This window comes from Arthrobacter sp. AIWTK1 (assembly GCF_056680535.1).
This window is the reverse complement of the sequence record NZ_CM155287.1, coordinates 1,114,995-1,136,511: the sequence shown is the minus strand read 5'-3', so window position 1 is coordinate 1,136,511 and position 21,517 is coordinate 1,114,995. Positions and strand designations below refer to the sequence as shown.

At 65.7% G+C, this 21,517-nt stretch carries 25 protein-coding genes and 1 pseudogene; 17 read left to right on the top strand and 9 right to left on the bottom strand.

From position 1 onward, the window contains the following. The first annotated feature begins 227 nt into the window (after nucleotides 1–227). Together AC1MDG_RS05345 and AC1MDG_RS05340 are read left to right on the top strand one after the other, a co-directional pair. Nucleotides 228–1,079: a class I SAM-dependent methyltransferase gene (locus tag AC1MDG_RS05345; protein ID WP_479807986.1), complete on the top strand. Its 852-nt coding sequence runs from the start codon at nucleotides 228–230 to the stop codon at nucleotides 1,077–1,079. 128 nt (nucleotides 1,080–1,207) lie between these two features. Then, the gene (locus tag AC1MDG_RS05340; protein ID WP_479807985.1) at nucleotides 1,208–2,236 is read left to right on the top strand and encodes a Gfo/Idh/MocA family oxidoreductase; all 1,029 of its coding nucleotides are present in this window, start codon (nucleotides 1,208–1,210) and stop codon (nucleotides 2,234–2,236) included. A gap of 19 nt (nucleotides 2,237–2,255) precedes the next feature. Here AC1MDG_RS05340 and AC1MDG_RS05335 read toward each other — a convergent pair whose 3' ends face one another. After that, nucleotides 2,256–3,896, bottom strand: coding sequence for an alkaline phosphatase D family protein (locus AC1MDG_RS05335; RefSeq protein ID WP_479807984.1), 1,641 nt, complete (start codon nucleotides 3,894–3,896; stop codon nucleotides 2,256–2,258). Between the two features lie 89 nt (nucleotides 3,897–3,985). Here AC1MDG_RS05335 and AC1MDG_RS05330 point away from each other — a divergent pair, with 89 nt between their 5' ends. Beyond that, nucleotides 3,986–4,288, top strand: coding sequence for a DUF1905 domain-containing protein (locus AC1MDG_RS05330; RefSeq protein ID WP_479807983.1), 303 nt, complete (start codon nucleotides 3,986–3,988; stop codon nucleotides 4,286–4,288). 73 nt (nucleotides 4,289–4,361) lie between these two features. Here AC1MDG_RS05330 and AC1MDG_RS05325 read toward each other — a convergent pair whose 3' ends face one another. Continuing rightward, on the bottom strand, nucleotides 4,362–4,523 hold the full coding sequence (locus AC1MDG_RS05325; RefSeq protein ID WP_479807982.1) for a hypothetical protein: 162 nt from the start codon (nucleotides 4,521–4,523) through the stop codon (nucleotides 4,362–4,364). A gap of 117 nt (nucleotides 4,524–4,640) precedes the next feature. Between AC1MDG_RS05325 and AC1MDG_RS05320 the strand changes: the two genes are divergently transcribed. Continuing rightward, nucleotides 4,641–6,446 (top strand): AfsR/SARP family transcriptional regulator, encoded by a 1,806-nt coding sequence (locus AC1MDG_RS05320; protein ID WP_479807981.1) that lies wholly within the window; start codon nucleotides 4,641–4,643, stop codon nucleotides 6,444–6,446. A 117-nt stretch (nucleotides 6,447–6,563) separates the two neighbouring features. On the opposite strand, the gene AC1MDG_RS05315 is transcribed toward AC1MDG_RS05320, so the two are convergent. Further along, nucleotides 6,564–6,767, bottom strand: a complete 204-nt coding sequence (locus tag AC1MDG_RS05315) for a cold-shock protein (protein WP_011690916.1) — start codon at nucleotides 6,765–6,767, stop codon at nucleotides 6,564–6,566. Between the two features lie 163 nt (nucleotides 6,768–6,930). After that, a complete protein-coding gene (locus tag AC1MDG_RS05310; RefSeq protein WP_479807980.1) occupies nucleotides 6,931–8,148 on the bottom strand; it encodes an FHA domain-containing protein in 1,218 nt (405 codons plus the stop codon). Nucleotides 8,149–8,381: 233 nt separating this feature from the next. Here AC1MDG_RS05310 and AC1MDG_RS05305 point away from each other — a divergent pair, with 233 nt between their 5' ends. Beyond that, on the top strand, nucleotides 8,382–9,134 hold the full coding sequence (locus AC1MDG_RS05305) for an alpha/beta fold hydrolase (RefSeq protein WP_479807979.1): 753 nt from the start codon (nucleotides 8,382–8,384) through the stop codon (nucleotides 9,132–9,134). Between the two features lie 12 nt (nucleotides 9,135–9,146). Here the strand turns inward: AC1MDG_RS05305 and AC1MDG_RS05300 are convergent, their stop codons facing one another. The 3 genes from AC1MDG_RS05300 to AC1MDG_RS05290 all read right to left on the bottom strand — a co-directional run bounded on the left by AC1MDG_RS05300 (nucleotide 9,147) and on the right by AC1MDG_RS05290 (nucleotide 12,579). Then, on the bottom strand, nucleotides 9,147–9,995 hold the full coding sequence (locus AC1MDG_RS05300) for an esterase/lipase family protein (RefSeq protein WP_479807978.1): 849 nt from the start codon (nucleotides 9,993–9,995) through the stop codon (nucleotides 9,147–9,149). A gap of 297 nt (nucleotides 9,996–10,292) precedes the next feature. Further along, nucleotides 10,293–11,549 (bottom strand): S8 family serine peptidase, encoded by a 1,257-nt coding sequence (locus tag AC1MDG_RS05295; RefSeq protein WP_479807977.1) that lies wholly within the window; start codon nucleotides 11,547–11,549, stop codon nucleotides 10,293–10,295. A 109-nt stretch (nucleotides 11,550–11,658) separates the two neighbouring features. Continuing rightward, nucleotides 11,659–12,579 carry a hypothetical protein gene (locus tag AC1MDG_RS05290; RefSeq protein ID WP_479807976.1) on the bottom strand — a complete coding sequence of 307 codons (921 nt, stop codon included), beginning with the start codon at nucleotides 12,577–12,579 and terminating at the stop codon, nucleotides 11,659–11,661. 73 nt (nucleotides 12,580–12,652) lie between these two features. Here AC1MDG_RS05290 and AC1MDG_RS05285 point away from each other — a divergent pair, with 73 nt between their 5' ends. After that, complete coding sequence (locus AC1MDG_RS05285; RefSeq protein WP_479807975.1) at nucleotides 12,653–13,237, top strand: TetR/AcrR family transcriptional regulator; 585 nt, start codon at nucleotides 12,653–12,655, stop codon at nucleotides 13,235–13,237. 42 nt (nucleotides 13,238–13,279) lie between these two features. Here AC1MDG_RS05285 and AC1MDG_RS05280 read toward each other — a convergent pair whose 3' ends face one another. Then, a complete protein-coding gene (locus tag AC1MDG_RS05280; RefSeq protein ID WP_479807974.1) occupies nucleotides 13,280–13,684 on the bottom strand; it encodes a hypothetical protein in 405 nt (134 codons plus the stop codon). A 16-nt stretch (nucleotides 13,685–13,700) separates the two neighbouring features. Between AC1MDG_RS05280 and AC1MDG_RS05275 the strand changes: the two genes are divergently transcribed. Next, nucleotides 13,701–13,997: a hypothetical protein gene (locus tag AC1MDG_RS05275; protein ID WP_479807973.1), complete on the top strand. Its 297-nt coding sequence runs from the start codon at nucleotides 13,701–13,703 to the stop codon at nucleotides 13,995–13,997. Between the two features lie 266 nt (nucleotides 13,998–14,263). On the opposite strand, the gene AC1MDG_RS05270 is transcribed toward AC1MDG_RS05275, so the two are convergent. Next, entirely contained in the window at nucleotides 14,264–14,476 is a 213-nt protein-coding gene (locus AC1MDG_RS05270) for an antitoxin MazE-like protein (protein ID WP_479807972.1), read from the bottom strand. 143 nt (nucleotides 14,477–14,619) lie between these two features. Here AC1MDG_RS05270 and AC1MDG_RS05265 point away from each other — a divergent pair, with 143 nt between their 5' ends. The 10 genes and pseudogenes from AC1MDG_RS05265 (at nucleotide 14,620) to AC1MDG_RS05220 (ending at nucleotide 21,500) form a co-directional block, all read left to right on the top strand. Further along, nucleotides 14,620–14,934, top strand: coding sequence for a hypothetical protein (locus tag AC1MDG_RS05265; RefSeq protein WP_479807971.1), 315 nt, complete (start codon nucleotides 14,620–14,622; stop codon nucleotides 14,932–14,934). Nucleotides 14,935–14,970: 36 nt separating this feature from the next. Then, the gene (pdxA, locus tag AC1MDG_RS05260; protein ID WP_479807970.1) at nucleotides 14,971–15,798 is read left to right on the top strand and encodes a 4-hydroxythreonine-4-phosphate dehydrogenase PdxA; all 828 of its coding nucleotides are present in this window, start codon (nucleotides 14,971–14,973) and stop codon (nucleotides 15,796–15,798) included. A 64-nt stretch (nucleotides 15,799–15,862) separates the two neighbouring features. Beyond that, nucleotides 15,863–16,634 (top strand): annotated as a pseudogene (locus AC1MDG_RS05255) (DeoR/GlpR family DNA-binding transcription regulator). Between the two features lie 349 nt (nucleotides 16,635–16,983). Then, nucleotides 16,984–18,621 carry an AAA family ATPase gene (locus tag AC1MDG_RS05250; RefSeq protein WP_479807969.1) on the top strand — a complete coding sequence of 546 codons (1,638 nt, stop codon included), beginning with the start codon at nucleotides 16,984–16,986 and terminating at the stop codon, nucleotides 18,619–18,621. Between the two features lie 4 nt (nucleotides 18,622–18,625). After that, entirely contained in the window at nucleotides 18,626–19,054 is a 429-nt protein-coding gene (locus AC1MDG_RS05245) for a hypothetical protein (RefSeq protein WP_479807968.1), read from the top strand. Further along, the gene (locus AC1MDG_RS05240) at nucleotides 19,051–19,275 is read left to right on the top strand and encodes a hypothetical protein (protein ID WP_479807967.1); all 225 of its coding nucleotides are present in this window, start codon (nucleotides 19,051–19,053) and stop codon (nucleotides 19,273–19,275) included. The genes AC1MDG_RS05245 and AC1MDG_RS05240 overlap by 4 nt, the downstream gene beginning before the upstream one ends. Further along, on the top strand, nucleotides 19,272–20,033 hold the full coding sequence (locus AC1MDG_RS05235; protein WP_479807966.1) for a ComEA family DNA-binding protein: 762 nt from the start codon (nucleotides 19,272–19,274) through the stop codon (nucleotides 20,031–20,033). Before AC1MDG_RS05240 ends, AC1MDG_RS05235 begins: the two co-directional genes overlap by 4 nt. Then, a complete protein-coding gene (locus AC1MDG_RS05230) occupies nucleotides 20,030–20,653 on the top strand; it encodes a 4Fe-4S single cluster domain-containing protein (RefSeq protein WP_479807965.1) in 624 nt (207 codons plus the stop codon). The genes AC1MDG_RS05235 and AC1MDG_RS05230 overlap by 4 nt, the downstream gene beginning before the upstream one ends. A 79-nt stretch (nucleotides 20,654–20,732) precedes the next feature. Then, complete coding sequence (locus tag AC1MDG_RS05225; protein ID WP_011690880.1) at nucleotides 20,733–21,080, top strand: PH domain-containing protein; 348 nt, start codon at nucleotides 20,733–20,735, stop codon at nucleotides 21,078–21,080. Between the two features lie 207 nt (nucleotides 21,081–21,287). Continuing rightward, nucleotides 21,288–21,500: a hypothetical protein gene (locus AC1MDG_RS05220; protein ID WP_479807964.1), complete on the top strand. Its 213-nt coding sequence runs from the start codon at nucleotides 21,288–21,290 to the stop codon at nucleotides 21,498–21,500. Nucleotides 21,501–21,517 lie beyond the last annotated feature (17 nt).

Sequence of the window (21,517 nt, the reverse complement as noted above, 5' to 3'; positions counted from 1 at the left end):
GGTTTCCCGCGCGTTCCGATGTATCCATGGTGGCTCCGGGCACCCCGCCCGCACTTCCGTGCTAGCACGGTTTCTACTCGCCAGTACGGGAACGCACCCTCCCTGGTCAGCTTCCGCGGGCACCTTTACTTCCCGCCGGTCCGCGGCCAAAATAACTCACACCACAGCCTCCACTGGGCTCACAGCGCGCTGTCTTCCAGAACCTGCCACAGCAGAGGGGTGCCACTATGAATGACCAGACCGATGCAATCGCGGCGGACCGGGAACTGAAGCAGAAGCTCCGCGCCATGTGGGCGCAGGGCGACTACCCGGCCCTCGCCAGCGAACTGATTTCGGAGCTCGGAGCGATCCTCGTCGAAGCCTGCCACATCAAGTCCCACCAGCGCGTCCTTGACGTGGCCGCCGGCGCGGGCAACGCGGCCATTCCGGCCGCCATGATGGCAGCGGAGGTGATAGCGAGCGACCTCACCCCGGAAATGTTCGACGCCGGCCGCCGGCAGGCTGCAGATCGCGGCGCCGAGCTCGAATGGAAGGAAGCCGATGCCGAGGCGCTCCCGTTCGGGGACAACGAGTTCGACGTGGTGATGTCCTGCCTGGGCGTGATGTTCGCGCCGCACCACCAGGCGAGTGCCGACGAACTGGTGCGGGTCTGCAAACCTGACGGCACCATCGGCCTGATGAGTTGGACGCCCGAAGGGTTCATCGGAAAGATGTTCGCCGCCATGAAGCCGTTCGCTCCGCCGCCCCCGCCCGGCGCACAGCCGCCGCCGCTCTGGGGCACTGAGGACCACGTCCGCGAGCTTTTCGGCGACAGGATCACGGATGTCCAGACGGCAAAGAAGACAGTGGCCATCACCAGCTTCCACCATCCGGAGGACTTCGTGCACTACTTCAAGTCCCACTACGGCCCCACCATTTCCGTCTACAAGTTCCTGGGCGACGATGAAGACAGGGCGAAGGACCTGGACAAGGCACTCACGGAGCTGGCCGGCACGTACCTCGAAGCCCAGGGCGATTCGACGGCGAAAATGGACTGGGAATACTTGCTGGTCACCGCCAGGAAGGCGCGCACCGCGTAGCCCGTTGCAGGTCGCAGGTCCTTTTCGGCGCTGATGGCTTTTCACGCGTGCTAGTTCTCCGGTATTTGTTCTAACATAAGGACAAACTATCCCCGAGGCAACGCCGCCAGGGGGACAAAGGAGATCTTGTGAAACTTGGACTTGTTGGATTCGGTTTCGGCGGCCGGTTCTTCCACGCTCCGTTCGTCACGGCCGCGGACGGAGTGGAACTCGCCGGCATCGTGACCCGCTCCCCTGCCCGCCGCGCCGAGGCCGCGGCGGAGTACCCGGGGGTGCCGCTCTACGATTCCCTCACCGAAGTGCTGGCTGCCGGAGTGGATGCGGTGGTGATCACCACGCCGCCGGAGACGCGCCGGGAGCTGGTGCTCGAAGCGGTTGCGGCCGGCGTCCATGTGGTGGCGGACAAGCCCTTCGCCCCGAATGCCGAAGTGGGGCGCGAACTCGTCAAGGCCGCCGCGGACGCCGGGGTCATCCTCAACGTCTTCCACAACCGCCGCGGGGACACGGACATCCGGACGCTGCGCTCGGTGCTGGACTCCGGCGCAGTGGGCCACGTGGCTCGTTTTGAGTCGCGCTTCGACCTGGACCAGCCTGACACCCTCGAGGCCGGCCCGGCGGGCGGACTGCTGCGCGACCTCGGCAGCCACCTGGTGGACCAGGCGCTGTGGCTCTTCGGCCCGGCGGCCACCGTGTTCGCCACGCTCGACTGGGTGGACCTGGACGCCGGCCGCACCGACTCGGGCTTCTTTGTGAGCATCGTGCACCGGAACGGCGTGAAGTCCCACGTCTCGGCCACCAAGAGCAACCGGCTCGTCGCGCGGGAAATGCGGCTGCTCGGTTCCGACGGCAGCTACGTCTCGCAGCAGAGCGACGTGCAGGCCGTCGCGGCCATCGCGGGCCGGCGCCCGGCCGACGACCCCGCGGCGTGGGGTTACGAGGACGAGGCCCGCTGGGGAACGCTCACGACGGCGGCGGGCCAGTTCCGCGTGCCGTCCGAGCAGGGTGCCTATCAGGCCTACTACGAGCAGTTCGCCCTGGCCGTTGCCGGCAAGGGACCCGAGCCGGTCCCCGGCGCCGAAGCCGTGCATACACTCGAAGTGCTGGACGCCGCGCGGCTCAGCGACGCCGAGCGGCGGTCAGTGGACATCGAGGGCTGACCGCCGCCGTCGTACGTTGCTACCGCTCCGGCTGCAGGGCCTTGCTCCAGAGAACGGTGCCGTTGGCGTTGCGGAGGCTGACGGTGAAGGCGTCGTCCTCGGTCAGGTCCACGTGGCCGAAGAACTGGTTTTCGCCGGTGCGCGGGGACTGGTTGGCGTAGGCGCCGGTCTTGTAGAACACCCTCTCTGGCCCGAAGGTGCCGTCCAGTTCGCCGGGGCCGAAGCTGCCGGCGTTGATGGGACCGGCCACGAATTCCCAGAAGGGGTCGAAGTCGGTGAAGCCGGCGCGCTCCGGCGAGTAATGGTGGGCGGCGCAGTAGTGGACGTCGGCCGTGAGCCACACCACGTTTTTAACCCGGTTGCGCTTGAACGCGGAAAGCACCCCGGCGATCTCGAGTTCCTTGCCCAATGGGGCGCCGGCGTCGCGGTTTGCCAGGGATTCTTGGTTGACCGCGCCGTCGGGGACGATCAGTCCAAGCGGCAGGTCGGCGGAAATGACCTTCCAGGTGGCCTTGGACTTGCTGACTTCGCGGATGAGCCACTCGGCCTGTTCCTGGCCCAGGATGTGGGTGAGGTGTGTTTCCTTGCCGTCGGTGTTGGGGTCCTTGAAGGTGCGCATGTCCAGGCAGAAGACGTCCAGCTGGGGGCCGCGGGAGATTTTGCGGTAGATGCGGGCGGGTTCGAAGCCGGTGCTGCCGTCGCCGATTCGGGTACTGAGGCCGGAGATTGGCTGGTATTCCTGCCAGGCCTGGCGGCCGCGGGCGGCGAGCACGTCCGCGCGGCGTTCCGTGTAGCGGGAGTCTGTGATGATCTGCCCGGGGTACCAGTTGTTGTGGGTTTCGTGGTCGTCCCACTGGGCGATCACCGGCACCTCGGCGTACATGGCGCGAATGTTGCGGTCCATCATGTTGTAGCGGTGCCGGCCGCGGAACTCGTTGAGGGTTTCGGCCACCTTGGACACCTCTTCGGTGACGAGGTTGCGCCACACCTGCCCGTCAGGCTCGGTGACCTGCGCGGTGATGGGGCCGTCGGCGTAGATGGTGTCGCCGGAGTGGATGAAAAAGTCCGGTTTGGTGGCGTGCATGGCCGCGTAGCCGCGCATGCCGCCGATCTCCTCGTTGATGCCCCAGCCTTGGCCGGCGGTGTCGCCGGTCCAGACGAAGCTCTGTTTGCGGGCTGCGCGGCCGCTGCTGATGAGTCCGGTTTCCGGGGCGGTGCTGAAGGAGCCCTGCGCGGTCTCGCCGGCGTTGCCGTCCGCGTCCTCGAAGTGCAGGGTGAGCGCGAACCGGGTGCCGGCCGGGAGATGCTCGGCGTTGATCCGGGAGGTGAAGTCAGTGGCTTCGCTGGCGGCGCTCCCCCGCAGCACGCGCTGGAAGGCGCGGCCGCCGCGGAGCGGGGCACCGTCGTCGTCCACTGCGAGCAGGTTGGCCACCAGCCGTCCGGGTCCCGACGCGCGGGACCACAGCACACCGGAATCGGCGGTGACGTCTCCGGTGGCGATGCCGGACGGCAGGGTGAGCCGGTTGCGGACCAGCGCGACGCCGGCGTGAGCGGGGGTTGAGCCTGTCGAAAGCGCGGCGGGCACGACGGCGGCGGCACCGGCGGCGGCCAGCGCACCTTTGAGGACATTACGGCGGGTGAAAGCAGTCATGCCGCCCATCGTTGCCGGGGCGGGTGAACCGGTGGTGGCGGGGGTGTGAACTGGCCGTTGACTGAGCCCGAAACCCCGGCCGGTGCCATACTCAATGCGTGACGACTTACTCGTTCCGCGGCGGGCTGTGGCACTATCCGGAGGAAGCCGGGTGGCATTTCATCACGCTGCCGCAGGACCTGGCGGACGAGATCAGCGACGAAGCCGCTCCCTTCCACAAGGGATTCGGCTCGGTGAAGGTCACGGCCTCGATCGCGGGGAACAGCTGGTCCACGTCGATCTTCCCTGACACCAAGACCGGCTCGTACCTGCTGCCGGTCAAGAAGGCCATCCGGGCCGCAGCCGCCATCCACGACGGCGATGACGTGGGCGTGGAGCTCGTTCTGCAGCTCGAGGGCTAAGGCGGGAGGCCGGCACACAAGGCCGGCCTCCCGCCGTCGTACTTTTCTCGATGGTTGAGCCTGCCGAAACCGGCTAGACCCTCGGCGAAGCGTATGGCCCGCTGGGAAGGTTGCCTGCCGTCCACGGCGCCGTGGAGCGGATGTCAGGCGTGTGGCCGCGGCCGTCGGTCAGGACGGCGCGGACGGTAACGCTGAGAACCCAGAGTCCAAGTAGCAGGATGCCGAGAAATTCCATGATGTGCACCTCTTGTGAGTGTGTGCGGATTGGGTGATTTCAGTGTGTGCGGCCGCCGTGTGAGCAAACGTGTGAACCCCGCAGACGCCGCCAATCCCTCGGCGTACCATGAGCCGTATGGCCGAGAATTGGATTCGGCTCCTCGGTCCGCCCGCGATCGAGTCCCCCGGTACAACTCCCCTGCAGCCCAGGGGCCGCAAGGCCTGGGCGGTGCTGGCCTATCTGGCGCTGCAGTCGGACGGCACCGGCCGCTCCCGCACGGCGTCGCTGCTGTTCCCGGATGCCGCGGACCCGCTCGGTGCCCTGCGATGGAACCTGTCCGAGCTGCGCCGGACGCTCGACGGCGTGACGGTGGCCGGCGATCCCCTGCAGCTGACCCTGCAGCCGCCGTGGCGTTGCGACGCACTGGAAGTGGTGGACTCGGCTGCCCATCCTGGCGCTGATCCGCGACGCTTCGGCGGCCAGTTGCTCGAAGGGCTGTCCTTCGCCGATTCCCCGGTCTTCGATTCCTGGCTGGCGGACCAGCGCCACCGTCTGGACAACGTCGTCCAGTCCCTGCTATACGAGGCCGCGCTGGCGGCCCTGGCTTCGGGCGCTCCCGGCGATGCGGTGGAGTTGGCGACGCTGGCTCTACGGCGGGACCCTTTCCATGCGGACTGCAACGCCGTCCTCGTCAAGGCGCTTGTGGCTCTCGGTGAGCACCGCCGGGCCCGCGAGCACGTCACCAAATGCGGCAACCTGTACCGCGAGGAACTTGGCCTGCCGCTGCCCGCGGAAGTCCGGCGGGCGCTGTCCGATGCGGCTCCGGAGGCGGATCCAGGGATGCCGGCCACCGCGGCGACGGTGAGGTCCTATATCGACGCCGGCGGCGCGTCACTCTGGGCGGGCGCCGTGGACCGGGGACTGGATCAGCTGCGTCTCGCGGTAGTGCTGGCCCAGCGCACCGGTGACGCCCATTTGATCGCCGAGTCCCTCGTGACACTGTCCGGCGCGCTGATCCATCAGGCGGGCGGGCGCGGCGCCGAAGTGGCGGACTTCCTGCACCGTGCTCTGCAGGCGGAAGGTCCCGACGGCGCCTCCCGGACTGCCGCCGCAGCGTACCGGGAGCTGGGCTACTTGTCCGTGCAGCGCGGTGTGCCCGACCGCGCGGCGGGCTGGCTGGACCGGGCGATGCGGGCTGCCGAAGGTTTCCCCGACGAACGGGCCAGGATCCTGGCGATCCAGGGGATGCTGGCCTCGGACACCGCCCGGTATGAGGATGCGGTGTCCGCGCTGACCGAGTCCGGAAGGCTGGCCAGGGCTGTCGGGAACCGAAGGCAGCAGGCATTCAGCGAGGCGCTGCTTGGGCGGGTGTACCTGCTTCGCGGGGAACTGGAGCAGGCGGCCAGCTCCTTGGACCTGTCCCTGGCTCTGATAGCGGAGGAACACTGGACGGCGTTCGAGCCGTTTGTCGCCGGGGTCCGCGGCGAGACCTATCTGGCAGCGGGGCAACTGGAGGAAGCCGCGGCCATGATTGACCGGTCTTGGGTGATGGCAGAGCTTGCCGGCGACCACTGCTACATGGCCTTGGCGGCGGGCGCCGAAGCGCGCCTGTTCCTGGCCCACGGCGATCTCGCGGCGGCCGAGCACTGGATCAACCGCGGCCTTAAACCCAAGCCGTGGTACCTCTGGTACTCGGCCCGGCTACTGGATACGGCGGCGGAGGTTGCCATTGCTAGTCGCTCGCCGCGGGCTCCGAGGTTCGTCGAACGCCTGGCCGAGCTTGCGGGCCGGAGCGGAATGCGGGAGTTCACCGTGCGGGCGCAATCCCACCGGGCCGTGCTCGGCGATGAGGCGGCGGCGCAGGCTGTGCCGTGGCTGGCTAAGGAGATCCAGAACCCCGCGCTGGATGCGTTCCTGGCGCAGCGGCACGGTATTGGTTGAGCCTGTCGAAACCAAGCTTGGGCAGTCAAAGCACACCCGCGTTAAACAAAAAGCAGGGCCCGTCAAAGACGGACCCTGCTTTTATAGGAAACCTAACGGTCCCGGGTATCTAGGAAATTAGATAGCCTGGATGTTGGTGGCCTGGGGACCCTTGGGGCCCTGCTCGGTTTCGAAGGAGACCTTCTGGTTCTCTTCGAGGGAGCGGAAGCCGGAGGAGTTGATCGCAGAGTAGTGTGCGAAAACGTCCTGTGAGGAGTCATCGGGGGAAATGAAGCCGAAGCCCTTTTCAGCGTTAAACCATTTGACGGTACCAGTAGCCATTATTTATGTCCTTCGTGAAGGTGGAGGAACTGTCCCGACTTTCGGGTCCTCCGGTGTGGGGTGTTCAAAACCGCTACTTCAGAAGAACGAGGACTTTCGACCCCGCGTACTGCCTGAACTACCAAATACAAACACAACAACGATCTCTACTGTACACGGGTTTTTACAGCGGCGTTACCACCGGCATCAGCGGGATGTCCGGGACGGTGATGGACCGCGGTCCGTCGAACCCCTGCATGAACACCGTGACGAAGCTGAGCGACACCGTGCCACCCGATTCGGGCAGCTGGCTTTCGAAGTTGATGGTCCCCTTGCGCTGGCCTCCGGGCGGTATTTCGGGCTGCCAGCTGCTGCGGAAGGAATCGGCGTCGAACGTGGTGCCATCAGGGCCGGTGAGGATTGCGTTGTGAAACAGCGGCAGTGACATGGAGCTGCTGGTTCCGTTCCGCACATGGATCTCCACTCGGGTGAAATGTGCGGTGCTCTGGATGCCGAGGACGGTCACCGTGACGCCCTGCGCTTCCGTCACCACCTGGCGTGCCAGCCGTTGGGTGCCTTCCTCGTTCCCGGAAAAATAGCCGACGGCGTAACTCGCCCCGGCAGCCAGCAGCCACCCGCCACCGCCGAGCAGGAGCAACGTGAGCAGCACCGTGGCGATGACCGGACGGGACCGTGGTGCCGCCTTGACCGGCCCGGAAGGATACGTGGTCGCGTGGGTATTCGGGCGCCCCGGCCTCACCGGGCGTGCGGGTCGTGCTGGCTGCCCCAGGCTGGACGGCCGGTACTGCGGCTTAGACCGTTTAGGTGCGGGCTGCGCCTTGTCTTTGAGGTAATCCAGCGCCTCGCCGCCCAGGGCAACAGCCAGGCCCATCGCCGGGGTGACGAACCACGTCCAGGTGGGCGTCAGCTCGGTCAGGAACGCGGTCAGGCTGTTGCCGATCAGCCCCACCACATTGATCGCAGCCGCGAAAAACAGCGCCGAACCCAGACCCTTTTTCCTGGCAGCCGCCGGGGCGGCCGGAGGTCCCTCCCATCCGCCGCCTTCGGGCGGCCGCGCGCTGCCGTCGTCGTACGTCCCTTCAACAAAGCGGAGCCTGACCTGCCCGAACTGGACCTCATCACCGTCGGTAAGTTCGGTGGGCGAGGTGATGGCGTGGCCGTTGACCCAGGTGCCGTTGCGGGAATTCTCGTCGGCGAGAATATTGCGGCCGTTAACCGAGGTCAGCAGGGCGTGCCGGCGGCTCACACCGGAAACGGGGAGGCGCAGCCGGGAGCCCTCGTCGCTGCCGATGGTCGTTTTGCCGTGCGGGATCACGATCCGGGCGCCCGCCGCCTCCCCGTTGACGACGACGAACGCGCTCCGTAACCCAGGTCCGTCCACGACTTACCCCGACCAGCCAAGAGGGCACCACGGCCCCCGCAGGAAAGACACCGTCATCCGCCGCTGACGAATGACATGTAGCAAGTCTCCTCCCGGCCGGAGTGGCTGACAAGGAACGCGAAAACGGGCCGCCCGGGGTCTTTTTCGCGGGCCCCGGCAGGGGCTCCCCGGCAGGGGCCCGGGCGTTGGTGCAGGCAGTAGCCCGTTTGGCCGCCCGGGCGTAGCATCCTGCCATGGGACCAACTCGGGTCATCCTTCTTCCCGGAAGCGTGCTCCCGGCCCAGCCTGCCTACGGTGCGCTCATCGAGGCGCTGGGACCGGGCGTCGAAGCCGTTGCCAAGGACCTGGAACTCTATGCGGGCAACGTGCCCCCGCCCGGCTGGAGCCTGGATTCGGAGGCCGACGGCGTGGTCCGCGAAGCGGACGCCCGCGGCTGGGAGACGTTCCACCTCGTGGGGTACTCGGGTGGAGGCGCAGCTGCCCTGGCCGCCACCGCCCGGCACCCGGAGCGCCTGCAGAGCCTTGCCCTGCTGGAGCCGGCCTGGGCCGGCAGTTGGGACTGGAGCCGGGCCCACGCCGAACTCTGGAAGCAGTACGGTCAGCTGGGCGGCCTGCCGCAGGAGGAGTTCATGGGCACCTTCATGCGTTTGCAGGTGAGGCCCGACGTCGTCCTTCCGCCTCCGCCGCCGGGTCCCCCGCCGCCGTGGATGGCCAAGCGGCCGGCGGGGATCAGGGCGTTCCTGCAGACTTTCAACACCTACGACCTGGACCGCGAGCGGCTGGCTGCCTTCACGAAGCCGGTGCTGTTCGCCCTTGGCGGGTTGAGCAACCCGGACGATTTTGGCGACAACGCGGAGCGCCTCGGGAGGGTCTTTCCGGATTTCCGCCTCGAGGTGTTCCCGAACCGCCACCACTTCGATTCGCCACACCGGGTGGAGCCGGAGCGCGTTGCCGGGCTGCTGCGCGGGCACTGGGCGCGGGATTGATCCGCCGGCGAGCTAGATGCAGCTGGGCTGGTAGACCGGATCAGCGGGGCCGGACGCCTGGCCCAGTGCGTGGGCCACGATCTGATGCACCACGGGGTCGTTCGGCGTCTGGTCGTGTTCGAAGAGATCGGCCGGGCACTTGTCCTGGATGGTGATGTTAGTGACCTGCCGTGCCGCGCCGGCAAGAAACTGGCTGTTGTAGGGAATGACCACTTCGTCATAGACCGTGGAGATGACGGTGTAGGAGGGGCCCGCCACGGTGTCGCCGATGGAGTTGAGCTTCTGCATGAACGCCGAGCCCGCCTGCTGGTCGGCGCAGGCGGCACAGCCCAGGGCGGTGTAGTCCGGATCAGCGACAACGTCCGGCGGCGGGAGGATCACACCTTCCGTGCCGTGGTTGGAGGGCGCGATGCCAACGAGCTGGTGGACGTACTTGGCTCCGCCCAGGAAGCCCATGTAGTAGCGGGGCATCATGCCGCCCTGGCTGTGGCCCACCAGGTCCACTTGCTTGGCGCCGGTGGCAGCACGGACGGCGTCCACGAACGGGGCGAGTTCCTGCGCGGAGTCGGCCACCGGGGCGGTGGCAGACACGCCGTTCGTCTCGCCGTAATTCAGGGCGAAGACGCAGTACCCGGCGCTCTTGAGGTACGGCGACAGCGTGGACCAGTTCTTCGCCATGCTCTCGAAGGTTCCAGGCACCAGAATGACCGGATACGGATGCTCGGCGGTTGGTTTGCAGGACCAGTCGTTGGCCCCCGGCGGCGCGACGTCGAGGGTGTCCGCCTGGGCGGGGGCAACGGCCAGAGACCCGGCGAGGACGGCAGCAGCGGCGATGGACAGGGTTTTGGAGAGCAGTGACATAGAAACCTCGTTGTTTGTGTGTCAGTGGGTGGGCCGGCCGCGGTGGTGTTTCTTCCCGTCAACCAAACCCCGGCCGGTACTCAAATGTAGGCAACAGACACATCCGTTCAGCCTTGACTGCACGGATGTGCACGAGGATCGGCCGCCCGCCAGCGACCCCTGAGCCAAGGCGGAATGTCCCCATTCGCGCCGTTATTACTGGCCAGTAGCTATTTGCCCGGGCGTTGAGGCCAGAGGGGTCCGTCCAAAGCATGTGCACAAACGTTCATGGCCGGAGCGAGCGGCCGGTCGGCAGCCCTACCGGACGGCCCTGTCCGCGTTCACGCGGCCGTATGCCCAGTAAGTCCCGGTGCCGGAAATCTTGTCGGCGGTGGATTCCACATTTGCGCGGACTGATTGTTGCGTGGCGCCGGGATGCGAGCTCCAGGCAAGCGCGGCCGTGGCAGCGACGATGGGTGAGGACATTGAGGTGCCGTTGCCGACGTCGTAACCGAAGGAACGGCCGTTCTGCGTCCCGAGGACGAAGGTGTGGTTCGGGAACGTCGAATACACGTTGACTCCGGGCGCTGCGACGTCCACCCAGCTGGCTCCGTAGGTGGAGAAGGACGCCTTGGCATCGGTGTTGTCAGTAGCGGCGACGGCAATCACGTTGGGGTATGCGCCCGGGTAGATCTTGGTCTGGTTACCGCCGTTGCCTGCTGCCGCAACCAGCACCACGCCCTCATTCCAGGCGTTATTGACGGCAGCTTCGAGGGTCCGCGACGCCCGTACTCCGATGCTCATGTTGATGACCTTCGCACCGTTGCTGACAGCCCAGTTGATGCCGTTCGCGAGGCCTGAGCTGGATCCGACGCCGCTGTCGTTGAGCACTTTGCCGGCCAGGATCGTGCAACCCGGGCACACCCCGGCTACACCCATCGTGTTGTTGGCAGTGGCGGCAACGGTACCGGCGACGTGGGTACCGTGGCCGTAGTTGTCTTCGTTGGTGGCCGCACCGCTGTAGTTGGCGCGTGCAACAACTTTCGGGTTGATGTCGGGGTTGTCGCTTGCGACGCCTGAATCGAGAACGGCAACCTTTATGCCGCTACCGGTGGTGACGTTCCAGGCTTCGACGGCGTCGACGTCGGCGTCCGTTTTCCCTCCGGCGACGGACAGGGTGCCGGCGGTGTTGGTGAATGACTGACCGTTGTTTTGCAGGGCGTACTGGCGGGGGAAATACTCGTCCGACGTAGCGGCGGTGACCAACTCGTCCGGCTCGGCGTACTCCACTGCCGGGTTCCGGCTCAAGGCGTCAATGAGCTGAAGTTCTTTGCCGGCCGGTACTTTGATGAGCTGGGCGCCGGTGCTGCCGATGCCCGGGCCTTCGCTGAGGCCGTGCCCGCGCAGCACGCCGGCCGCCGCACCGGGGTCGCGGAATTTCACCATGATCTGGCCCGTGACGGGTGACGACTGGGCCGCCGCGGCGCCCGGAGCTGCGTTGCCTGGAAGCGCGGAGGTGATGGCGCCAAGCGCCATCACCATCGCTGCGAAACTAGCTATTGCCATTTTTTTCATGGGGTTATCTTGCTTCAACCTGCCCTCTCTGAATAGAGGCAGTGGGCAAGCCGGCCCCCTAAGGGAAGGGAAACTCCCCCCGTACGACGTCGGCGGGGCCGCAGCGCCGCTAAATCCAGCCGGGCTGGTGGCCCGGCGAGGCAACCTCCTGCCGGGTACTTTTCAAGACCGCGAGACCATAAAGCACCGCGGCGGGGGTTCCGAGGGCGGCCACCGCCACACCGAGCGGCGAAATTTCGCCGTCGTGGGCCAGCAGGAGCCCGGTTGGACCCTGCAGTGCGGCGGTGGCGCACCCAACCCACGTGATCAGCGCTGCGGCCCGTGCACGGGATGCCGATCCCGCGGAGAAGAACGGTGCGAGGAACCCGGCCGCCGCGGCGACGCCGGTGACGGCGAGGACTGTGCGTTGGGCGATCGAGCCCATGCCGGACGGCCCGCTGGCGCCGGGCCCGGCTACGCCCCAGTAGAGCATTGCTGCGGCAAAGCAGAGCATCCCGGTTCCCGCTATGGCCGTCACCCAGCTGTGCGAGGGAAGTCGTGGTCCGGCGGTAATAAGCGTGCCCCACCGGTCCTCCGCATACAACGCCAGGAGTACCGCAAGGGCTACGGCCATCATGCCGAACCCGCCATAGATGATCCCAAAGGTCCAGCCTTCGAGGTTTCCCTCTCCGCCGGACGTCAGGCTGCCGTCGACGGCCAGCTGCAGGACACTGCCCGCCGGGAGCCCGATAAGAATTGGCGCCAGCAACCCCGTGGCGGCGCCCCCGACCATGACGACGGACCACGCGGGGATGCGTCGCCCCCACGGTTGGATCAGCACCAACCCCAGCACCACTGCCAGGGCGTCCATGGCGATGGTGATGGTATTGCCGATGATGAAGCGCGGCGTGCCCATCTCCCCCATACCCATGCCTGGTTTCATGCCGAAGTCCGAGCCGGCCAACCATGCAATTTTGATCAGCCCGTATGGCGCCACTGAGACCACAAGCGCGCAGAAGGCAACCACCTGCCAACGTCGTTTGATCGGCATCATTCTCTCCCCCAATGAGTTCTAGAGGACCCTCTCTAGATGAACGCCTCCAGAATGGCATAGCATGGGGGAAATGCCAAGACCCATTTCGTATTCCCGAGAAGAAATCCTCGACGCCGCAGTGCTCGCCGTACATGACCACTGGCGCTCAGCCACTGTGGCTCACGTCACCGCAAAGCTCGGGGCGCCCTCCGGTTCGATCTATCACCGGTTCCGCTCGCGAGACGCGCTTTTCGCCTCGGCCTGGGTTCGGTCGATCAAGCGCTTCCACCACGAGCTTCAACGGATTGAAGCAAACGAACCGATCGAGGCAATCGTCGAAACCGCGCTGCTGATCCCCCGCTTCTGCCGCGAGAACCCACTGGACGCCCGAATGATGACCGTCTATCGGTACAAGGACCTCATGGAAGATCCACCAGCGGACGTACTGCCGGATCTGACCGGCCTTAATGCGCCCGTCGGTGAAATTCTGGATCGGCTGACCCTTGCGCGGCATGGGCGGGTGACCCCACGTGGACTCGCTCTCGTCGCGCTCGCCTGCAGGGAGGCACCTATTGGCTTGATTCGTCCGATGATCGGCGACGCAATTCCGCTCTGGATTGATGATGCTGTCCGTGCAGCGAGCACCGGAATCGCTCGCCTGCCGGATGAGCTGTAGCCCTGCAAACCGGAGCGCCCGGCGGGAAGGACCCGCGGGGCACTACTTGAGGCTGAGCACCTCGTCGATCGGGCGGCCGTTGACGAACACCTGGGCGCTCGTGGCCCCGGCCGCGGCCATGGCGGTGTACTCCAGCTGTGCCTTAGCGCGCGGGATGTCGCACACGCCGCCGAGCATGAACTGCCCGGTGAGGTAGATCGTGATCGTGCTGCCGTCCAACTCCCCGCCGACGTAGCTGAGGTCCGACTGGTACAGGACGTTCACGAGCCCTGACAGTCCGACGTCGCGGCTCTTGTTCGCGAGCAGCGTCCCGACGCTGGGGCCCACCTGGTCCGTGAAGCGGACCGGGGCCGTGGTGGTAGCGACGAGGCTGTCACCGCAGCCGATCAACGGCCCGGAGACACCGGCGTCGCCGACGGCGACGTAGTAGATGGTCAGCGGAGCCACCTGCTCCGGGAGACCGGTGGAGGTTGGCTCCGCCGTCGCCGTCGGGCTCGCGGGAGCGGACGACGGCGGGGCAGTCGCTGTAGGGGTCGGGGTGACCGACGGGCTGGCCGTGGACGGGCTCGCCGTTGTGGTCGGCGCGGCGGAGCTACTCGTGGGCGACGACGACGTCGTCGGCGGCGTCGTAGTCGCGGCGGCGGAGCTGCTAGTGGGCGCCGGGGGCGGCGGGCCGAAACAGCCCGAGAGCGAGAACAGGGCGCAGAGCCCCAGAACACTGAATGCCGAAAGCCTGGGCCTGGTCATGATGCCCCCTTGAGTGCGGGCTCCGGATTTTCGGGACCCGCCTTCAAGCTACGCCTGAGGGTTCCTCCGGAACAGGGACTTAAGTCCGGCGTCGATACCGAGCCAAGCCGAGAAAGACAGCGAGCGACTGCTCAGCCTCAGCAGTGGAGCATCCGCGAGGTGCGACGTCAGGGGTAGAAGTTTAACGGACTCCCACTCCGCGAAGAGTTCGTCCTCGATGATGAGTGCCGCGCGGGGTTTCTGCGCATAAGTCCGGATTCCGCCCCAGCCCGCCTCGGTTCACTCCGGCCAGTCTTCTGAAATCTGTTCGACGAGATCCTGATCGCTTTTAGCCTGCTTTAGCTTGGTCAGGGGCGGCGACAGCGCGCGCCTGGTGTGGGCCTCACGCTTAAACTCGCCCGTACACGCATCCGGCACCCACATCTGGATCTGACGAAACCCTCGCTCGCGCATGGCCATCCGGTGCCGCGCGACACGATCCCTGGCGCTCATCACCAACGCTAGATGTAACGCGCTCACTTGTCAGCGGCCCCTTTTGGACGTGACCACAAGGGAAGAACGTCCGTGGAAAAGGGACCGTTAGTGACAGAGCGTCGGGGTTAGAGGGAGGCGCCTCCGCCGAGGACGGAACGCTGATGGGCACCAAGCCCGGCAGCTTCGGCGACGACCTGGCCCTCCTACAGCTTTACGAGAAAATCCGGGAGCGCCGCGGCCAGTCCGCGCCGACTCTCGCCAACACCCTTCCCCGCAAGACTTCCGAACGATCTGGAGCAGACATGACCGCCGAAGCAGCAAACAAGACCGAGCAGAAGAGCCTCCCCTACGTGGCCGTCACCATGGGCGACGGCGCCGGGGTGGGACCGGAGGTGGTGGTGGCCGCCGTGCTGGATCCGCAGAGCAACAAAGAGTGCCGGCCCGTGGTGATCGGCGACGCGCTGCGCCTCCGCTAGGCCGCTGAGGTCCTCGGCATCGAGGCGGACATCCAGGTGATCGAAAACGTGGAGGAAGCGGTGTTCACGCCGGGCCGGGTGAACGTGATCGACCTGGCGCTGCTGCCGGAGGACCTGGCATGGGGGCAGCTCTCCCCCGTGGCCGGCCACGCCGCGTACGAGTACATCCGGGTGGCCAGCGAGCTGGCCATGGCCGGGAGGGTGCAGGCCATCTGCACGGCGCCGCTGAACAAGGAGGCGCTGCACGCCGCCGGGCACATCTTCCCCGGACACACCGAGCTGCTGGCGCAGCTGACGGGCACGGAGGAAGTGTCCATGATGCTCTCCACGCCCAAGATCCGGGTGATCCACGTGACCACGCACATCGGCCTGATGGATGCCATCCGCAAGATCAACCCGGACCTGGTGGAGCGCACCATCCGCCGCGGCCATGAGGCCCTGGTCCGCGCGGGCATCCCGAACCCGAAGATCGGCGTCTGCGCGATGAACCCGCACGCCGGCGAGAACGGGCTGTTCGGCCATGGCGAGGAAGCGGAGAAGATCGAACCGGGCGTGAAGGCGGCGCAGGCTGCCGGGATCGACGTGACGGGCCCGCTGCCGGCGGACACGCTGTTCTTCCTGGCCGGCCGGGGCGATTACGACCTGGTGGTGGCCATGTACCACGACCAGGGGCACGGCCCGGTGAAGGTGCTGGGCATCGAGGCCGGCGTGAACATCACGGTGGGCCTGCCGGTGATCCGCACGTCCGTGGACCACGGCACCGCCTTTGACATCGCCGGCAAGGCGATCGCGGATCCGCGCAGCATGGTGGAGGCGCTGCACCAGGCGGCCGAGATGGCCATCCGGCCCAGCGTGGCCGTGTAGCAGCGCTGTTTTATTGGGGGCCGGAACTAGCATGGTAAGCACGCCCACGCGAAGGAGACCGGGAATGCTGAGCGCAAATGCCAGGCGCGAGGAGATCTACCGCCTTGCCGTCACTACCGGCCTGCCTCCGTGGAGGAACTTTCGGCCCGGTTCGAGGTGACGGCGTCTACCATCCGCCGGGACCTGGCGCTGCTGAACGGGCAGGGCCGGCTGGCCCGCACGTATGGCGGGGCGATGGCGCTGGGCGCGCACCCGGAGGCGTCGCTGCGGCAGCGCACGGGTGAGGCGTTTGAGCAGAAGCATGCGATCGCCGCTGGGCGGCGTCCGTGATCCGGTCCGGGGAGAACATCCTGCTGGATGCCGGCTTTACCGTGGGTGCCCTGGCGCATGAGCTGCGGGGGTTTGAGAAGCTGTCCGTGACGACGCCGGGCATCAACACGATGCAGGAGCTGGCGGATTCCGAGGGCATCGAGGTGGACTGCCTGGGCGGCCGGCTGCGGAGCCTGAGCCAGAGCTTCGTGGGGCCGCTGGCCGAGGCGGCGCTGGAGCGGATGAGCTTTGACCGCGTGTTCCTGGGCGCCGACGCCGTCACCGCCGAGGACGGCATCTGCGAGGCCGACCACGCCCAGACCCGGCTCAAGGAGCTTATGGCCCGGCGCGGCCGGGAAGTGTACGTCCTGGCGGACTCGTCGAAGCTCGGCCTCCGGCCGTTCCATGCCTGGGCCCGGCTGGCGCTGCCATGGACTTTGGTGACCGACGACGGCGCGGACCCGTATCAGGTGGCGAAGTTTAGAGATGCTGGGGTGCAGGTTGAGGTGGCTGCTGTCCGGGGGTGAGGTTGAGGTGGCGGATGTCGGGGGTTGAGCTTGTCAACACCCTAATAGTTGAGCCTGTCGATACCCGCGCATAACCAAAGACGCGCTTATGGCGGAGTTCCGAGTGCTGGTCGAAGTGACCGCGCCGGGTGGGACTTACTCGACGAAGCCGTCGTGCGAGATCCAGAACGGCGTGCCGTGGTTTATCTGCGGCTGAGCCTGCCGAAACCTTGGAGTGCTTCGACTTCCCGGGTCGCCTCCGAGCCGGGAAAAGTAACAGCCGTACATTCTTGTCCCTCTGTGCACTTCAAACGCCCTGATGCTGGGATAAGCTTCCCCAAGTTGCGACACAAGAACTCTGGGGGCAAAAGTGAATGCAAAGACGCCGTTGGTCTTCGGCGAGACTCTGGTCGAGCTCATCCGGGCGCGGCACCCGATCCTGCTGGTGGAGACACACGAGGGCAACCGGGTCATCGCCGCGGCAGAAGCTGTAGCGACGAGTCCGGATCTTCGGCGGTCCCGCCGCGTCGTCATGTATACCGTCTCCAAAGGCCTGCACGCCCCGGGCCAGTCCGGAAAGCCTACGGCTCCTGACGCTGCCCTGGTCGACGCGATCAAGGCCCCGGAGCCCACTATTTTCGTGTTCTTCGACCTTCACCACTTCCTTGGGGCGCAGGGCAGGCCGGCCGAGCCGACGATGGTCCGCGCGGTCCAGGATGCCGCCACGGCGTTCCGGACCGGAGACGTACCCCACACCCTCATCATCGTCTCCCCGGGTCTGACGCTACCGGCCGACCTGGAAAAGGAAGTCACCGTCGTCGACCTTCCACTGCCGACGGCCGGTGAAATCGAGGGCGTCCTGGACGAGATCGTCACAGCGAACGCCGCGTCGATCGTTGTGGATCTCAGCCCGGACGACCACCAGAGACTCATCCAAGCTGCTCAGGGTCTGACCTTGGGCGAGGCGGAAAATGCCTTCGCCCGCGCCATTGCCTCAGATCGCCGGCTGGACGCGTCTGATATTGCCCTGGTCCTTGACGAGAAGCGCCAAACCATCAGGAAGTCCGGGCTGCTGGAATTCATCTCCGCCGAAGGAACGATGAACGATGTTGGCGGCTTGGAAAACCTGAAGAAGTGGTTGAAAAAGCGCAACGGTTCTTGGCTGCCGGAGGCGCAGCGCTGGTCCATCCCCGCGCCGAAGGGCGTCCTCATCACCGGTATCCCCGGCTGCGGCAAGAGCCTGACGGCCACCTGTATGGCTACGCTCTGGGGACTGCCCCTGCTTCGGCTTGACGTTGGCCGTGTCTTCTCCGGTCTGGTGGGCTCCAGCGAGCAAAACATGCGGGGTGCCCTAAAGCTGGCCGAGGCCGTGTCCCCTTCGATCCTGTGGATCGACGAAATTGAAAAGGGCTTCGGGTCGAGCGGCAGCGGAGACTCCGGCACCAGCCAGCGGGTCTTCGGGACCTTCCTGACGTGGATGCAGGAAAAGAAGAATCCGGTATTTGTCATTGCCACTGCCAACAAGATAGATTCCCTGCCGCCGGAGTTCCTCCGCAAGGGCCGCTTTGATGAGATCTTCTTTGTCGACCTCCCGACGAAGGAAGAACGGGTTCACATCTGGCGCATCCAGCTCGAAAAACGGCTCACTGCAGCTTCAGCTGCCTCCGGCGATTTCGAGATCACCGCCAGTTCGCTGGGTTTCCTGGCTGAGCAGACCGAAGGCTTCTCCGGCGCAGAGATCGCCGAAGCTGCGGTCAGTGCATGCTTCGAGGCGTTCTCCGAACGTCGCCGGCTCAATGAAAAAGACCTGAGCAGGGCGATCTCCAACACGGTCCCGCTCTCTGTCACTCAGGCCGAACAGATCAACGCAGTTCGTGAATGGGCGTCCAAACGTGCCGTGGCGGCAACATCGACCAGCGCACGTGAGGACTACTCGACCAGCGGCACCGCCGCCACAGCCGACGTCAACTCCTGGCGTGGTGGCCGGCAGATCGATTTCGGGGACTGACCCCATGAGTCTCGAGCTGCTCCTGATCCCCGTGGGGATCGCCGCCGTTGCCGCCATACGCGAAGCCCGTAGCACCGACTTGTGCGAAAAGTGCAGAACGACCCGCATCAAGGACGCCCAGCTCCTGCAGGACGCGCTCCTTGCCATGGGTGCAACCCAATTGAGCGTCGCCGAGGGACGCATCACCGGCAATAGCCCCTATGGAAGGATCACCTTCCAACGGATCGGCGAGGTCTTTCTGGGCCGGGTCGATAACGCCGCGGACGAGGTCACCGGGAACATGCTCGCCTCCCTGGACATGAGCGTCGGTGCGCTGCTCCAACAGCGAACCGTGGACTCGCTGCACGCCCGCGCCGCGGACATGGGCATGGTCCTCGTCTCACAGACAGCAGCCAACGGCGAAGTCCAACTCGTATTCGAACAGGCGACATGATGCAGAAGAAGACTTTTACCATTACCGTTTCGGCATCCGGATCCATAACCGCCGAAACCCACGGGCCGGGACCCGGCTGCACGGACGACCTCGCCGCGATCCAGGCCTTATTGCCGGACACGGTGATCTCCGATTCCCGGTTGACCCCGGCCTACTACCAGACAGTCAACCAAGAGGTTGCTACCCAACATCTACAGTACGAGGCGGACAGCGAACGATGACTCCGGAAGAAAAACTCTGTTCACGCACGTGGCGTTTCCGAAACAGCGCCGGGCTCCTCTGGAGCATCCTTTCCTTCGGCTTGTTGACCGGCGTCGGTTTCCTCATTCGCGGAATAAAGGCCAAGAACAAGCTGTGGATCAGACTGGGCATCGGATTTCTGGTGCTCGGAGTCGGCCTCATGGTGGCAACCGGCACATTCGATGCCGGCACCAAAGAAGCGCCCAAAACCTCTGTGGCGAGCACCATCTGGGGATGGATCTGGTTCACGACCTTTATCGGCGGACTAGTGGCGTCGTTTGTTACCAATAAGAAGTGGCTGATCTGGAAGGCCCACACCAGCGACGTCAAATGGTACGCCCAGGCCGGAGTATCGCAGCCGGTAGGGAACCCCTCCCCGGCCCGCGGATACGACCCCAATGCGGCGGCCGCTGCCTTCGACTCACCGGCACCGCCCGTCTCTCCGCAGGCTTCATCCAACCAGGCCCTCAACGTGAATACAGCAACGGCCGGTGACCTCGTCACCGCGTTAGGCGTGGACCAGCCAACCGCCAACCGCATCATTGACGCGCGGCAGGGCGTAGGCTCGTTTACTTCCTTCGAGCAGCTCATGTCAAAGGCCCAGGTGCCGCCCCACGTGCTCATCCCCCACCGGTCAAAGCTCACCTTCGGTGCGGCGCAGCACAGCGCGCCAGCCCCCTCACCGGTGACTGCGCCTATGAACAGCGGGACCCAGTCAGCCCGCCGACTCGACCTTTGACCGACCGGCACCTTCAGGTCGCGCGTGTTCTGCACGGCACTACCGCCGAAGGTCCGGGTCTGCGAACCGCGGTCTGGTTTCAGGGCTGCAGCATCCAGTGCAAGGGCTGCATCAACCCGCACCTGTTCAATCCCCGCGGTGGGACCCGGACGCCCATCGCAGAAATTGTCGATCGGGCCGTCGCTGCGGGGGTTGAAGGGCTAACGCTTATCGGCGGCGAGCCGTTTGACCAGCCCGCCAGCGGTGCAGCCTTGGCAAGCGCGGCTCAAGAGCGGGGCCTGGGAGTCATCGCGTTCTCGGGCTACGAGTACGAATCCCTGCTGGGCAGGGACGATGCCATAAAGGCCTTCCTAGCAGGGACCGACCTGCTCGTGGACGGCCCCTACCAGGCCCGAAACGCCGAAACCAGCCGCGCTCTGGTGGGCTCCAGCAACCAACGCTTTATCCACTTCACCGAACGATACAAGGCCTTCAAGCCCGAGGTGGTGGCCAACCGAATTGATGTTCGGGTCCATCCGGATGGTTCCATCGACGTCGCCGGTTTCCTGGATGCGGACGGTCTCAAAGACCTTGTGCAGACAACGGCAACCAGCAGAACGTTTCGCGGTAGGCAAAGTTGATCAGGTCCCGTCCTTCACTTGAAAACAGCCCACACTAATCAAAGGAGCAGCCTTGGAGGCAGCAGCAGTGACCACATGGATGTTCGTCACCGAATGTCCGATCCCGAACGACGTCATGGAATTAATGGTCCCGGGCGAGCAACCAGTGGCCGCATATAAGACCTTTCGCGATAGCGCCATCTTTACAACCAAGCGATTGATCGTCCGCGACGCCCAAGGAATCACTGGCAAGAAAGTGGAGGTGTATTCGCTGCCCTACTCTGCTATCAACATGTGGTCCTCGGAGAATGCCGGAACATTCGACATGGACGCTGAGCTCGAGCTATGGACGAGGGCCGGTCACATCAAAATTAAGGTGGGCAAGAAAGCGGACATACGTCGGTTGGATATGCTGATCGCCCATTCGGTGCTTGGTACCCAGCACTGACATACGGCCGCCAGGGTTTTAGCGTTGGCGGCACGATAAGCGCCAGCGGGCCCGTGAGGCCTGGTGACCGCACCGAGCGATGCGTCAGGGAGCGCAGCGCTGGACGCAAGTACCCGGCGAGGACACCCTACTCTGGGATTTCGACTGGAGCTGTCAACTACGACGACGGCACGCGCTACTGGCCGCCATGCACCAGCAACACCGATTATGGCTGCCCGCACCAACGTTCAGAAGGCCCGCGTCACCGGGCTGGCCTCCGTGGAGGCACTCTCGGCACGGTTCGAGGTGACCGCTTCCACCATCCGCTGCGACCTGGCGCTGCTAACGGGCAAGGCCGGCTGGCCCGCACGTACGGCTGCGCGATGGCGCTGGGCGGGCACCGGAGGCGTCGCTGCGGCAGCGCACCGGCGAGGCGTTTGAGCAGAAGCATGCGATCG

Excerpts from the sequence above, each read along its gene's own strand:
- AC1MDG_RS05345 (WP_479807986.1), top strand. The coding sequence starts at position 228 with ATGAATGACCAGACCGATGCAATCGCGGCGGACCGGGAACTGAAGCAG.
- AC1MDG_RS05335 (WP_479807984.1), bottom strand. The coding sequence starts at position 3,896 with ATGGGCGGCATGACTGCTTTCACCCGCCGTAATGTCCTCAAAGGTGCG.
- AC1MDG_RS05325 (WP_479807982.1), bottom strand. The coding sequence starts at position 4,523 with ATGGAATTTCTCGGCATCCTGCTACTTGGACTCTGGGTTCTCAGCGTT.
- AC1MDG_RS05320 (WP_479807981.1), top strand. The coding sequence starts at position 4,641 with ATGGCCGAGAATTGGATTCGGCTCCTCGGTCCGCCCGCGATCGAGTCC.
- AC1MDG_RS05315 (WP_011690916.1), bottom strand. The coding sequence starts at position 6,767 with ATGGCTACTGGTACCGTCAAATGGTTTAACGCTGAAAAGGGCTTCGGC.
- AC1MDG_RS05305 (WP_479807979.1), top strand. The coding sequence starts at position 8,382 with ATGGGACCAACTCGGGTCATCCTTCTTCCCGGAAGCGTGCTCCCGGCC.
- AC1MDG_RS05300 (WP_479807978.1), bottom strand. The coding sequence starts at position 9,995 with ATGTCACTGCTCTCCAAAACCCTGTCCATCGCCGCTGCTGCCGTCCTC.
- AC1MDG_RS05295 (WP_479807977.1), bottom strand. The coding sequence starts at position 11,549 with ATGAAAAAAATGGCAATAGCTAGTTTCGCAGCGATGGTGATGGCGCTT.
- AC1MDG_RS05290 (WP_479807976.1), bottom strand. The coding sequence starts at position 12,579 with ATGCCGATCAAACGACGTTGGCAGGTGGTTGCCTTCTGCGCGCTTGTG.
- AC1MDG_RS05285 (WP_479807975.1), top strand. The coding sequence starts at position 12,653 with ATGCCAAGACCCATTTCGTATTCCCGAGAAGAAATCCTCGACGCCGCA.
- AC1MDG_RS05270 (WP_479807972.1), bottom strand. The coding sequence starts at position 14,476 with ATGAGCGCCAGGGATCGTGTCGCGCGGCACCGGATGGCCATGCGCGAG.
- AC1MDG_RS05265 (WP_479807971.1), top strand. The coding sequence starts at position 14,620 with ATGGGCACCAAGCCCGGCAGCTTCGGCGACGACCTGGCCCTCCTACAG.
- AC1MDG_RS05245 (WP_479807968.1), top strand. The coding sequence starts at position 18,626 with ATGAGTCTCGAGCTGCTCCTGATCCCCGTGGGGATCGCCGCCGTTGCC.
- AC1MDG_RS05240 (WP_479807967.1), top strand. The coding sequence starts at position 19,051 with ATGATGCAGAAGAAGACTTTTACCATTACCGTTTCGGCATCCGGATCC.
- AC1MDG_RS05235 (WP_479807966.1), top strand. The coding sequence starts at position 19,272 with ATGACTCCGGAAGAAAAACTCTGTTCACGCACGTGGCGTTTCCGAAAC.
- AC1MDG_RS05225 (WP_011690880.1), top strand. The coding sequence starts at position 20,733 with ATGTTCGTCACCGAATGTCCGATCCCGAACGACGTCATGGAATTAATG.
- AC1MDG_RS05220 (WP_479807964.1), top strand. The coding sequence starts at position 21,288 with ATGGCTGCCCGCACCAACGTTCAGAAGGCCCGCGTCACCGGGCTGGCC.